A 12,294-nucleotide genomic window follows, 5' to 3' on the forward strand; every position below is an offset into this window, starting at 1 on the left:
CTGCGGGGCCCTTTTTTTGCGAACTTTTTCGCATCATCGCGAAATTTTATTATCCACGATCACCTTTTCGCCCCATCAAACCCGCTAGTCTTGCGCTGATCGGATCACATGACGGCCTTGCCGAGGAACGGATACTATGACCAGCCCCCAAGCGGCGCGAAAGAAGCGCCAGCTCCCCACCGTTTACACCTTGCTCTTCATCATCATCGCCCTGATGGCGGCCCTCACCTGGGTGCTGCCAGCGGGCAAGTACAACTATGTCACCGCCGACAGCAAGCAGCCCATTGCGGCCGCCGCCGTGGCCGATTACAGCGGCGGCGAGCGCCTGCTGCCTGTGCCCGGCAGTTATACCGAGCTGCCGTCTCACCCCCAGGGGGTGTTCGAGGTGCTCAAGGCCCCCATTCAGGGCTTTCACAAGGCGGCCGACGTGGCGCTGTTCGTGCTCATCATCGGCGGTTTTCTGGCGGTGACCATGCACAGTGGCGCGCTGGATGCGGGGGTGGGGGCGATCGTGCGCGCCTTCGCCGGCCGTGAGCGGCTGCTCATCCCTGTACTCATCGCCCTGTTTGCCCTCGGTGGATCTACCTTTGGTATGGCGGAAGAGACGGTGGCCTTCTGGGCGCTGATCGTGCCGGTCATGATGGCGGCGGGCTTCGATCGCATGGTGGCGGCGGGGATCATTTTGCTCGGCTCCGGCGTCGGTGTGTTGGCCTCCACCGTCAACCCCTTTGCCACCGGCATCGCCTCCGGGTTTGCCGGTATCCCCATAGGTGAGGGGATCGGGCTTCGCGTCATCCAGTGGCTGCTGCTGGTGGCGTTCGCCTCTTGGTTCGTGATGCGCTACGCCAGACAGGTGCAGCAGGACAAGGGGAGCTCTGTGCTCGCCGACATCCAGTATGATGACGAATTCTCCCAGATGAAGCGCAGCGATGCGGCCTTCAGCGGCAAGCAGAAGCTCACCATGCTGGTGTTCTTTGGCACCTTCCTGCTGATGATCTACGCGGTGGTGCCCTGGTCTGATCTGGGGATCGATCTGCTGCCGACCCTGGGCTGGTGGTTCGACGAGCTCTCTACCCTGTTCTTCAGCGCCTCCATCCTCATCGCGCTGATCAATCGGATGCCGGAGTCCAACTATGTGGCCACCTTCCTGAACGGGGCCCGGGATCTCATCGGGGTGGCGCTGGTGGTGGCGGTGGCCCGTGGCATCTATGTGGTGATGGAGCAGGGGGTCATCATAGATACCATCTTGCACTGGGCCGAGGGGCTGGTGAGCGGCCTGTCGTCGTCCGTGTTCATCCTGATGGCCTACCTGGTGCACATCATACTGAGCTTCTTCATTCCCTCCACCTCAGGGCTGGCCACCGTCTCCATGCCGCTGATGGGGCCGCTCGCGGACTTCTCCGGCATCTCACGGGATCTGGTGATCACCGCCTACCAGTCCGCCTCCGGCTGGATCAACCTGTTCGCCCCCACCGCCGCGCATCTGGTGGCGGGGCTGGCGCTCGCCAAGATCCCCTATGATCGCTTCGTGCGCTGGGTCTTGCCCTTCATCATAGGGGTGGCGCTCATCACCATGGGAGTGCTGGTGGTCGGCGCCCTGCTGCACGGCTGATAGCTCAATACAAAACGACAGGCAACAAAAAGGCTCCCGCGGGAGCCTTTTTCATGACCTTGGCAGTGCTTACTGCTTGTAGTTCTTGAGGAAGCGGGCGAGGCGGCCGATGGCATCCTCCAGCTCCTCTTCCCTTGGCAGGAATGCCAGGCGGAAGTGATCCGGCGCTGGCCAGTTGAAGCCGGTGCCCTGCACCAGCAGCAGTTTTTCCTGCTGCAGCAAGTCGAACACCATCTTCTGATCGTCGCGAATGTCGTAGACCTTGGGATCCAGGCGCGGGAACAGGTAGAGCGCCCCCTTGGGCTTGACGCAGGAGACCCCGGGGATGGCGTTGATAAGCTCCCAGGCCTTGTCCCGCTGGCGCCGCAGGCGGCCGCCCGGCAGGATCAGCTCGTTGATGCTCTGGTAGCCACCGAGCGCCGCCTGAATGGCGTGCTGCATGGGCACGTTGGAGCAGAGCCGCATGGAGGCCAGCATCTCCAGCCCTTCGATATAGCCTTTGGCCCGGCCCTTGGGCCCTGTGATGACCATCCAGCCCTGACGGAAGCCACAGGCACGGTAGGCCTTGGAGAGGCCGTTGAAGGTCACCACCATGACGTCGTCGCACTGGGTGCAGACGCTGGTGTGGGCGATGTCGTCGTAGAGGATCTTGTCGTAGATCTCGTCGGCGAAGATGATGAGGTTGTGCTGGCGGGCGATCTCGATCAGCTCCAGCTGGAATTCGCTGCCGTAGACGGCGCCGGTCGGGTTGTTCGGGTTGATCAGCACCAGGCCGCGGGTGCGCGGTGTGATGCGAGCGCGGATGTCGTCCAGATCCGGATACCAGTCGGCCCCTTCGTCGCAGCGATAGTGCACCGCATGACCACCTGAGAGGGTAATGGCCGCGGTCCACAGCGGGTAGTCGGGGGAGGGCACCAGCATCTCGTCGCCGTTGTTGAGCAGCGCCTGCATGGCCATCACGATGAGTTCGCTCGCGCCGTTGCCGATGTAGATGTCATCGATGTCGACCTTGCGCATCCCCTTCTGCTGGTAATACTGCATCACCGCCTTGCGGGCGGAGAAGAGCCCCTTGGAGTCGCAGTAGCCCTGGCTCTGGGGCATGTTGAGGATCACATCCTTGATGAGTTCCTCGGGAGCATCGAAACCGAACGGCGCCAGATTGCCGATGTTGAGCTTGAGAATACGGTGGCCTTCGTCCTCGAGACGGCGGGCCTCTTTATGCACCGGGCCGCGAATGTCATAGCAGACATCGTCGAGCTTGTGCGACTTGTCGATAGTGAACATGGTGAGCGTGATTCCTTCCCCTGGGGGCGCGTTGGCAAAAAGCGTTTTTTAGTATCTAATTTTTCTACTCCTATTCTTCACAGAATTGAATGCTATAACAATCTAATTTATGGAATAAATTGCTGATATTAACCCCTAAAACAGGGTTGCCAGCTTGTTAAATTCAGCAGGATCGTTTGCCAGTATCGCGAGAAACCAGTGAAAGATGAGGGGCAAGTTCATAAAGCCGCAGGAGTGTATTGAAATACTCCCCCCATCTGGCACGATTGGCTGGGCTGAAAACTGATCTCCTGCCCCTCATTTCGCACCGAGTCCACCGCTGACTGGTGTGTGTTCATCATCTCATCGAGGCTTCATCATGCAGGCACCCGCACCCGGCCGTTATCGTCACTTCAAGGGGGGCCACTATCGGGTGCTCACCCTGGCCCTTCACACCGAGACCCAGGAGCGGCTGGTCATCTATCAGTCCGAGCAGGATGGCGTCGTCTACGCCAGACCCGTCGCCATGTTCATGGAGTGTATTGAGCATCAGGGAGTCGTGGTGAGCCGTTTCACGCCGGTGGCAGACTGAGTATCGCGACCGTTGCCTCCATGAAAAAAGGCGCCATCAGGCGCCTTTTTGCTGCAACATGTACCGGGATCAGAGACCCAGGTTGGCCTTGGCATAGGCCTCGAAGTCGGTGCAACCACCGATGTGCTGCTCGTCCAGGAAGATCTGCGGCACAGTGGTGACCGGCTTGCCCGCCTTGGCGGCCAGATCATCCTTGGTCAGACCCTCGGCGTGGATGTCCACGTAGCGGAACTCGAAGTCGTCGCGCTCCTCGGTCAGCTGCTCGGCGATCTGCTTGGCACGGACACAGTAGGGGCAACCCGGGCGACCAAAAATTTCTACAAACATCGTTTCTCTCCGTCAAATGAGGCCAATAGGATCAGGCTGGCCACAGCATAGCCTCGCCATGGGGCCAGTCAAAGGGGAAATTGTCGATATGGCCATTCGCCGTTCTCGATGGAGGCCGCCTTGCGGGCAAGGTGGCTTGTCGTTTACTGCTCGGCGATCTGGATCGGCTGCTGCCGGTAGATGCTCTCCAGAATGCCTTTCTCGAACATCGTTCGTGGCATGGCGCCGCCTTGCGGGCAAGGCGACGCCTCTGCTCAAGACTGTTTATTGCTCGGCAATTTGAATGGGTTGCTGTTGGTAAATGCTCTCCAGAATGCCTTTTTCGAACACTGTCCAGGGCCAGGGTGCCTTGCTGGCGCGGTAGCGCTCGTGGGTGGCCGGATCTTGGGAGAGGCCGCGCTGGAACACCACGAAGGCCTTGCGCTGACCGCCTGCGGTGTCGATGAAGCCCGCCAGGTTGGAGGTGCCCGTGATGGTGCCGGTCTTGGCGTGTACCTTGTTCTTCATCATGGGGGCGGTGACGCTGCGGCGCCAGGCCAGGGTGCCGTCCACCTGAGAGCTTGGCAGCAGCTTGATGAAGTCGAGCTGGGCGTCGTTCTTCTGGATGAAGTTCAGTACCGACAGCATCTGGCGGGCGCTGATGAGGTTGTGGGCGGAGAGGCCGGAGCCATCTGCCAGGGTGGCGTTACCCAGATCGATGCCGTTCTTGGTCAGGATGGCGCGCACCGCCATGGTGCCGCTGCGATAGCTGCCCGGCTTGTTGTAGTAGTGACGGCCGACGGTCTTCAGGAAGGTATCGGCGTAGAGGTTGTCCGATTTCTTCAGCATCTTGGAGAGCATGACCGGCAGGGAGACGGAGTAGTGGGTGGCCAGGGTCTGTGCGCCCACCGGGGCCTGATGGGTGACTCGCAGCAGGCCGTCGTGGCTGATGCCGGCGCGGTTCATGGCCCAGCGGATGTTGTCCCAGCCCCAGGCTTCCACGTCGTGGATGGCAAAGCGCAAGCCCTGCGGCTCCTTGTTCGGGGTGATGCAGCCCTTGAGCTCATAGAAGTTGCCCTTGGCCATGTCCACTTCCAGGGCGCAGAACTGGCGCGCCATGTCCCCATAGCTCATCACCTCCACGTTGTCGGCACCGATACCGATGGGCACGCCGGTGGCCACATTACCCACAGCCGGTTTGCCAATCTGGGTGGCGGTGACTGTGCCGTAGGCGCAGTTCTTGTCGATGATGACAGAGGAGACCGGGGCCGCGAAGCAGAGGGTCTGATCCCCCCATGACCAGCCGTTGCCGCGCTCGTAACCGTTGTAGGCGCCGGTGTTTACGTAGACATTGCCCTTGATGCTGGTCACGCCGAGCTGTTTGAACAGGGCAACCAGGTCCATGCGCGACAAGGTGGGATCGCCGACGAAGTTGATCCAGAGATCACCCTTGATGGCATCCCCCTGCTTGGTGCCCGGCTGGGCCTGGATGTCGGTGGCGAAGCGAAAATCGGCGCCGAGCTCGAGGCGGGCGGCCAGGGCGGTGAGCACCTTCATGGTGGAGGCGGGGGCTATCATGTCATCGGCATGACGGGCATATTCCACCCCGCCGCTGCCCTGCACTATGACGGCGTACTGGCCTCCCTTTGGCGGGATCAGCGGGGCGGCATGGGCCCCGAGCGAAAACAGGGTAGAAAACAGAGCACAAACACCAATCAACAGCCGCTGCATAAGATCCTCTAACTAGACGAAAAGGCCGGCAGGGTATGCCAACCTTGATACTCAAAATGGGTGTATTCACCTGCCAGGGTGCCGTCAGCCGAGGGTTTCGGCGGTGCGATAGCGGCCCTGATAGTCAAAAATTTTCTCCTTCACCTGCCAGAAGCGCCCGGATTTGCGGGCGATGACGAAGTCCGGGTGGCGGAATTGGTGGCCCTCGGCCAGCACGCTCTCCAGGGTGGTGAATTCGGGCTCAAGGCCCGGGGCGGGCCAATGATGACGCACAAAGCGTTGTTGAAACAAGCTTCGTGCACCGCTCGAGTGAAAGCCGAAGTATTCCACCAGGGTCAGGCCGTCCTCATCGTGGTAGGTCACCTCCAGCCGCACCCCCTGTTTGCCACGGCCGCTGGCAAGGGTGAGACCGGCGCAGCGGATCACCATGCAGTCCTTGAGATTGAGGGCTTCTTTGAGCTTGTCGTCCGGATCCACCAGCAGCTGATCGCAGGCCTGGCAGCGACGGGCGGCGATGTCGTTCTCGCCCCCGCAGGCGGGACAGATCTTGGCGCGAAAGCGGTAATCGCACTCCTCGCGGTTGCCTTCGTCATCCTCGAACAGCCCCTGACAGCGACGGCCATAGTGCTCGATGACCTTGCCATCCTCGTCTGTCTTGCCCCAGAAGGTGTTGGCAAAGCCGCAGGCGGGGCAGGGCACCTGTACCGGCTCGGTGCCGGCGTGGGGCCTGGGCTCGCCGACCTCGGGGGCGAACAGGTTGAAGTTGTTGCCCGCATAGTCGAGCACCAGACAATCTTCTTTCCCAGGAGAGAGGCGAAGGCCCCGACCGACGATCTGCTGATAGAGCGACACCGATTCTGTGGGTCTGAGCATCACGATGAGATCCACGTGGGGGGCGTCAAAGCCGGTGGTGAGTACCGCCACGTTGACTAGGAACTTGAGTTCCTGCTCCTTGAAGGCGTGGATGAGGGCATCACGCTCCGGCCCCGGTGTCTCCCCCGTGATAAGGGCCGCTTTCTCCCCTTTGGCGCCCAGCAGGCCATGAATTTCCCGGGCGTGCTCGACGGTGGCGGCGAAGATCATCACCCCTTGCCGCTCGCGGGCATAGTCCAGCACCTGGCTGATGATATGGGGGGTAACCCGTTGCTGGCGCTTGAGCTCGCCATTGAGATCCGTCTCGCTGAACAGGCCGTTCTCGCGGGGAACGAGCTTGCTGAAATCGTAGTGGACTATGGGGGCATCGACCAGGCGCGGTGGCGTCAGGTAGCCGTTTTTCACCATGAAGCGCAGGGGCAGCTCGAACACGCAATCCCCGAATAATCGCTCTCCATGGCTCTTCACCATGCCGTGATAGTGACGGCGGTAAATCCAGCCAAGCCCGAGCCGATAAGGGGTGGCGGTGAGGCCGAGGATCTTGAGGGCCGGATTGCCGGCCTTGAGATGGGCGATCACCTGATGGTACTGGCTGTCATCCTCAAGGGAGACGCGATGACACTCGTCGATGATGAGCAGGGAGAAGGCGCCATCGAAGGCCGTCAGGTTGCGGGCCACGGATTGTACCGAGCCGAACACCACCTGCGCCTTGGCCTCCTTGCGATCCAGCCCGGCGGCGAAGATGTCGGCCTTGAGCCCCCAGGCTTCGTACTTGGCGTGGTTCTGCTCCACCAGCTCCTTGACGTGGGCCAGCACCAGCACCCGGCCACGGGCCTTGCGGGCGAGTTCTGCGATGACCAGGCTCTTGCCGGCACCAGTGGGCAGCACCACCACGGCGGGATCCGGGTGGCGGCGAAAGTGCTGGATGACGGCGTTGACGGCATCGGTCTGATAGGGTCTGAGAACGAACATGAGGAGGCGAACTGGTGCAAGGTGGCGCCATTATAGGGATCTTGCCATCAAAATGCAGCGTGAGGGGAAGCAGGGGCTGGAGAGGTGGGCAAATCCGGGGGCGGTTTTCTTTGCAAATAAAAGGGCCGGCAGATGCCGGCCCGTTGTCATGGGGTTCTTAGTGGAAGGGGAACAGGTAGTTGAGCCAGCTACCCATGCGCATCAGGATCTTACGCATGATGGCCACATGGTGAACGTGTTCCGTGTAGATGGCGGCCTGGCCGCTTGAGCCCGCGATCACCTGATACTTGGCCCACTCGGGGTCCGTTATCTCGAGGATGATGGGCAGGCGTCCCGGTACCTGGGCCGTGGTCTGGTCGATGAGACCGGCCTGGGCCTGGATGTTACCCGGCGCCATGGCAGGGATCACCGACTGCACCTTGGCCTTGAAGATGCGGCCCGGGATGCCGTCCAGCACCACCTCGGCCTCATCACCGGCTTTCAGGCGCTGCATGCTGTTTTGCCAGAACCAGCCGACGTAGGAGTTGGCATCCTCGTGGATGAAGGTCATCACGGGGCGATACATGAAGGGAGCCGCTATCATGCCCGGGCGCAGCGCCAGCTGTACCACGTGGCCATCGCTTGGGGCATAGACCACTGTCTGATCCAGCTCGTATTTGGCGATGTTGAGCTGGGCATTGATGTCATCCAGCACCGCCTTCTGTTGGTCTATCTGGGCGACGATGTCGTCCACATTGGCCTGGGTCACGTCGAGATCACGCTGTTTGCCGATGCCACGACGCACCAGTTCAAGGGCGCGATCCCGGTCCAGACTGGCGGAGCGCAATCTGGCATCCAGGGCTTTGAGGAAATCCGTGTTGGAGGCGAGCCGCGCGGTCAGGCTGGCGACTTTCTCCTGGAAGGGCACGGCATCGAGGCGAAACAGCACATCGCCCTTCTTGACCTGCTGGTTCGGTTTGACCGGCACCTCGGTGACACGACCCTTGACCAGCGGCACTATGGGAGTGGAGACGTAGTAGTTGCGTGCCAGCTCGGAATAGGGGTGGTTGTAGTTCATCAGGGTGATGAGCGCCCCTATGATGAAGACGCCACCGAGCACGGCGGTGGGCACGGTCCACTTGTTGAGCGGGATTTTGAAGATCTTGAAAATGCCTATACAGATGGCGGTATAGGTGAGTATCAGTAGCAAGTCCATGAATGATTACCTATTTGTCGGTCTGTTCGAGCGTGTTCATACGGGCTTGCAATGCGGCCAGTTCCTGCTTGAGCGTCTTGATCTCGTCTTCGTCCTTGTCCAGACGATGATTGAAGCCCCAGCCGCGATCCGGTCGATAGACGGTGGCCCAGATCCAGAGGAAAGGCCAGAGCACGTGCAAGGTGAACAGACTCACCCAGCCTGCTACGTGAATGGCGTCCTGGTGCGGGTGGTTACGGTGCTTGGCGATTTCATAGGGAATATCGTGAATGACGATGATCCCGTAGAACATGACCAAGACGACGAACACCAGAATGCCCAGGGCAATGTAGTCAAGTACCATCGATTTCTCCCAGCTAAGTCGCGAAAAACGCCCTGTGTCGTCGAAGCAGGGCATCGGCCATGATGACAGCATATTCGCTCAGTGCAAGAGTGCAACAGGGGAGTTGATATTCCGGTACAGGCACGGTTCATTGGATGCTCATTAATCACACAAGTTGAAATTCCTTCTATAAAATCAAGCAGGAAAAGAGATTTGGATGCCATGGGTCAGGGAGATGAGCGCCTCATGAAGAGACTGAGCAGGATGCGGATTTGGCTGGCGGGATCCCTGTTGATCTGCCTGTCGCTGACCCCTCCGGGCTGGGCGGCAGAGCCCAGAATGGAGCCCACAGCGCAGGAGAAGGCCCAGACCCTGATCCTGCTGCACGAACCCATCGTCATGTTGCAGGCCAAATATGGCAGCCTGGATGGGGCGGCCCGGGTGCGGCTGGCCCATGAGCGGATCCAGGCCATGGAGGTCTCCGATCTGATACCGCCGGTGACGGTACAGCAGGGCACGCGGCACGGTCAGGACAGCCGGGAATTCCTGGTCAATGGCAAGCGTATCCTGGTGCTCTTGGCCGGGGATCTGGACGAGTTCGACGAGCTGACTCTGGATCAGGCCGCCGAGCGAGTGCGAGCCCGGCTGGACGGGGTGCGCACCAAGTATCTTGAGTTGCACTCGACCCCTTACTTGCTCAAGGCCGTCGGCAAGACGCTACTGGTCAGTTTGCTGTTCTTCGCCCTGGTCTGGCTGCTGCAAAAGGGATTGAGACGCGTCAAGAAGTGGCTCGCCAATCGTCTGCTGCAGCAAAAGGGGCTCATTCCCCATCAATGGCGCCAGCTGGCGGGCAATGTGGAGGCCAGACTGCTGAGCTTGCTGGTGTTGCTGCTCATCTTCATGCTCACCTATGGCTGGCTCACCTATGTGCTTGGGCTCTTCCCCCAGACCCGGGCCTGGAGCGAGCGGCTCGGGGACTCCCTGTTCGATCTGTGTGGCGACATGCTGGAGGGCATCATAGCGGCCATGCCGGGTCTGGTGACAGTGATGCTGATCGTCATCATCACCCGCTTCTTCATCAAGATGCTGGCCATACTGTTCGATCGCATCGAAAACGGTCAGCTGCGGGTACAAGGGGTGCACGCAGAGACCATAGGCGCCACCCGGCGGCTGCTCTCGGTGGTGATCTGGCTGTTTGCCCTGACCGTGGCCTACCCCTATCTGCCGGGGGCGGATTCCGATGCGTTCAAGGGGATCAGCGTCTTCTTCGGCCTGATGGTGACCCTGGGCTCGGCCGGCATCATGAACCATGCCATGAGCGGCCTGGTGCTCATCTACTCCCGCGCCTTGCGGCCCGGCGATCTGGTGCAGATAGGCGATGTCGAAGGCATGGTGACCGAGCTCAATGCTCTCTCTACCAAGCTGGTGACGCGCCAGGATCACGAGGTGACCCTGCCCAATGCGGTGGTCGTCGGCGGCCGGGTCACCAACCTCACCCGGCTGGCGGGGGAGAAGGGAGTCGCCCTGCTGACCAAGGTCACCATAGGTTACGATACTCCCTGGCGTCAGGTTCACGCCATGCTGGAGCTGGCGGCGCGGCGCTGCCAACTCATCAACCAGACAGAGCCGCCTCTGGTGCGTCAGCTCAACCTGCAGGACTGGTATGTGGAATATGAGCTGCAGGTGCGCATGAAGGGGGATCTGCTGCCGGCGCCGGTCAAAACCGAGCTGCACGGTCATATCCAGGATGTGTTCAACGAGTTCGGGGTGCAGATCATGTCTCCCAACTTCATCGCCCAGCCGGATCAGGCGGTGCTGGTGGCGAAGGCGCACTGGTATCAGGCTCCCGCAGAGACCCCCAGGGGGGAGGCAGACGGAGGCAAGCAGGAATAGCGGTGTGGACAGATCATTGAAAACGAAGAGGCCCGGCAGCAATGCCGGGCCTCTTGTTATGGGAGAAGTGCGACGGGATCAGCTCTCCTTGGCGGCGCTGAGCCGGGAGGGCCTGAACTTGACGAGGAAGGCCAGGGTGATGAGGGCCGTGGCCACCAGCCCTATGATGGTGGATACGTCCATGGCGAGACCGAAGCCGATGGGGGCATTGGCCAGGTAGGTGATCACCACGGCGGTCATGAAGATGGCGGGAATGGTGCAGACCCAGTGCAGCTTGCCCTCCTTGATGAGGTAGGCGGCGGCGGCCCACAGCATGATGACGGCCGTGGTCTGGTTGGCCCAGCCGAAGTAGCGCCAGATCACGTCGAAGTCGGCCTTGGAGATGATGAAGCCGAGCACAAACATGGGGATGGCGATGAGCAGGCGCTTGGCCATGGGCTTCTGGGTCAGCTTCAGGAAGTCCGCGATGATGAGGCGGGCGCTGCGAAACGCGGTGTCACCCGAGGTGATGGGCAGGATCACCACACCCAGGATGGCCAATATGCCACCGACGGTGCCGAGCAGGCTGGTGGATACCTCGTGTACCACGGCCGCCGGGCCGCCGCTCGCCAGAGTGGCGTTGAGCGCTTCGGTGCTGTCGTAGAAGGAGAGACCCAGGGTGCACCAGATGAGGGCTATGATGCCTTCCCCTATCATGGCCCCGTAGAAGATGAAGCGGCCGGACTTCTCGTTTTGCATGCAGCGCGCCATCAGCGGGGATTGAGTGGCGTGGAAGCCCGAGACGGCGCCGCAGGCGATGGTGATGAACAACAGCGGCCAGAGCGGCAGCTCGGTTGGGTGCAGGTTGGAAAAATCCATTCCTGTGTTGTAGAAGCCCTTGCCGGAGACCATGAGGCCAATGATGAGGCCGACCGACATGAACACCAGCAGGGCGCCGAAGATGGGGTAGAAGCGGCCGATGATCTTATCGATGGGGACTATGGTGGCCAGAATATAGTAGGCAAAAATCGCCGCTATCCAGTAGACCAGATCTGTGGTGGTGAGGCTGGCCAGCAGACCCGCCGGGCTCAGCACGAATACCACGCCCACCAGCATCAGCAATACCACGGCGAACAGGTTCATGAAGTGCTTGGCGGCACTGCCGAGGTGCTCACCGACCACGGTCGGTACCGAGGCGCCCTTGGCGCGCACCGACAGCATGCCGGAGAAGTAGTCGTGGACCGCGCCTGCGAAGATGCAGCCAAACACTATCCAGAGCATGGCGACCGGGCCGTAGAGGGCGCCCAAGATGGGGCCGAAGATGGGGCCGACCCCGGCGATGTTGAGCAACTGCACCAGGTAGACCTTCTTGTCCGACATGGGTACATAGTCGACGCCGTCGGCCATGGTGATGGCGGGGGTCGCCAGCTCGGGTTTGGGGCCAAACAGCCGCTCGATGAATTTACCGTAGGTGAAATAGCCTGCCACCAGCAGGCCGACACAGAGGAAGAACCAGATCATTGCTACGCTCCAGCATTGTTATTTTTTGGTGTGCG

Annotated in this window: 10 protein-coding genes; 3 read left to right on the top strand and 7 right to left on the bottom strand. The window is 60.8% G+C overall.

The annotated features are described in order from the left end of the window. The first annotated feature begins 136 nt into the window (after nt 1-136). Entirely contained in the window at nt 137-1,612 is a 1,476-nt protein-coding gene (locus tag CUC44_RS09985) for a YfcC family protein (protein WP_100859818.1), read from the top strand. Nucleotides 1,613-1,681: 69 nt separating this feature from the next. Here the strand turns inward: CUC44_RS09985 and CUC44_RS09990 are convergent, their stop codons facing one another. Then, nucleotides 1,682-2,896 (bottom strand): pyridoxal phosphate-dependent aminotransferase, encoded by a 1,215-nt coding sequence (locus CUC44_RS09990; RefSeq protein WP_042641637.1) that lies wholly within the window; start codon nt 2,894-2,896, stop codon nt 1,682-1,684. Between the two features lie 358 nt (nt 2,897-3,254). Here CUC44_RS09990 and CUC44_RS09995 point away from each other — a divergent pair, with 358 nt between their 5' ends. Further along, complete coding sequence (locus CUC44_RS09995) at nt 3,255-3,467, top strand: DUF1653 domain-containing protein (RefSeq protein WP_100859819.1); 213 nt, start codon at nt 3,255-3,257, stop codon at nt 3,465-3,467. 69 nt (nt 3,468-3,536) lie between these two features. Here CUC44_RS09995 and CUC44_RS10000 read toward each other — a convergent pair whose 3' ends face one another. The 5 genes from CUC44_RS10000 to CUC44_RS10020 form a co-directional block, all read right to left on the bottom strand. After that, the gene (locus CUC44_RS10000; RefSeq protein ID WP_050718407.1) at nt 3,537-3,794 is read right to left on the bottom strand and encodes a GrxA family glutaredoxin; all 258 of its coding nucleotides are present in this window, start codon (nt 3,792-3,794) and stop codon (nt 3,537-3,539) included. A 264-nt stretch (nt 3,795-4,058) separates the two neighbouring features. Next, a complete protein-coding gene (dacB, locus tag CUC44_RS10005) occupies nt 4,059-5,504 on the bottom strand; it encodes a D-alanyl-D-alanine carboxypeptidase/D-alanyl-D-alanine endopeptidase (protein WP_100859820.1) in 1,446 nt (481 codons plus the stop codon). A gap of 84 nt (nt 5,505-5,588) precedes the next feature. Further along, nucleotides 5,589-7,349: a DNA repair helicase RadD gene (gene radD, locus CUC44_RS10010; RefSeq protein ID WP_100859821.1), complete on the bottom strand. Its 1,761-nt coding sequence runs from the start codon at nt 7,347-7,349 to the stop codon at nt 5,589-5,591. Nucleotides 7,350-7,506: 157 nt separating this feature from the next. Next, nucleotides 7,507-8,544, bottom strand: coding sequence for an HlyD family secretion protein (locus tag CUC44_RS10015; RefSeq protein WP_100859822.1), 1,038 nt, complete (start codon nt 8,542-8,544; stop codon nt 7,507-7,509). Nucleotides 8,545-8,554: 10 nt separating this feature from the next. Next, nucleotides 8,555-8,887 (bottom strand): DUF3302 domain-containing protein, encoded by a 333-nt coding sequence (locus CUC44_RS10020; protein ID WP_100859823.1) that lies wholly within the window; start codon nt 8,885-8,887, stop codon nt 8,555-8,557. 225 nt (nt 8,888-9,112) lie between these two features. On the opposite strand from CUC44_RS10020, the gene CUC44_RS10025 reads away from it, so the two are divergent. Continuing rightward, on the top strand, nt 9,113-10,759 hold the full coding sequence (locus CUC44_RS10025; protein ID WP_244166757.1) for a mechanosensitive ion channel family protein: 1,647 nt from the start codon (nt 9,113-9,115) through the stop codon (nt 10,757-10,759). A 78-nt stretch (nt 10,760-10,837) separates the two neighbouring features. Here CUC44_RS10025 and CUC44_RS10030 read toward each other — a convergent pair whose 3' ends face one another. Beyond that, nucleotides 10,838-12,259: a carbon starvation CstA family protein gene (locus tag CUC44_RS10030; RefSeq protein WP_100859824.1), complete on the bottom strand. Its 1,422-nt coding sequence runs from the start codon at nt 12,257-12,259 to the stop codon at nt 10,838-10,840. Nucleotides 12,260-12,294 lie beyond the last annotated feature (35 nt).

Origin of the sequence: Aeromonas lusitana (assembly GCF_002812985.1) — a bacterium.
Classification (GTDB): domain Bacteria; phylum Pseudomonadota; class Gammaproteobacteria; order Enterobacterales; family Aeromonadaceae; genus Aeromonas; species Aeromonas lusitana.

Excerpts from the sequence above, each read along its gene's own strand:
- CUC44_RS10020 (WP_100859823.1), bottom strand. The coding sequence starts at position 8,887 with ATGGTACTTGACTACATTGCCCTGGGCATTCTGGTGTTCGTCGTCTTG.
- CUC44_RS10025 (WP_244166757.1), top strand. The coding sequence starts at position 9,113 with ATGAAGAGACTGAGCAGGATGCGGATTTGGCTGGCGGGATCCCTGTTG.
- CUC44_RS09990 (WP_042641637.1), bottom strand. The coding sequence starts at position 2,896 with ATGTTCACTATCGACAAGTCGCACAAGCTCGACGATGTCTGCTATGAC.
- CUC44_RS09985 (WP_100859818.1), top strand. The coding sequence starts at position 137 with ATGACCAGCCCCCAAGCGGCGCGAAAGAAGCGCCAGCTCCCCACCGTT.
- CUC44_RS10030 (WP_100859824.1), bottom strand. The coding sequence starts at position 12,259 with ATGATCTGGTTCTTCCTCTGTGTCGGCCTGCTGGTGGCAGGCTATTTC.
- CUC44_RS10015 (WP_100859822.1), bottom strand. The coding sequence starts at position 8,544 with ATGGACTTGCTACTGATACTCACCTATACCGCCATCTGTATAGGCATT.
- CUC44_RS10000 (WP_050718407.1), bottom strand. The coding sequence starts at position 3,794 with ATGTTTGTAGAAATTTTTGGTCGCCCGGGTTGCCCCTACTGTGTCCGT.
- dacB (WP_100859820.1), bottom strand. The coding sequence starts at position 5,504 with ATGCAGCGGCTGTTGATTGGTGTTTGTGCTCTGTTTTCTACCCTGTTT.
- radD (WP_100859821.1), bottom strand. The coding sequence starts at position 7,349 with ATGTTCGTTCTCAGACCCTATCAGACCGATGCCGTCAACGCCGTCATC.
- CUC44_RS09995 (WP_100859819.1), top strand. The coding sequence starts at position 3,255 with ATGCAGGCACCCGCACCCGGCCGTTATCGTCACTTCAAGGGGGGCCAC.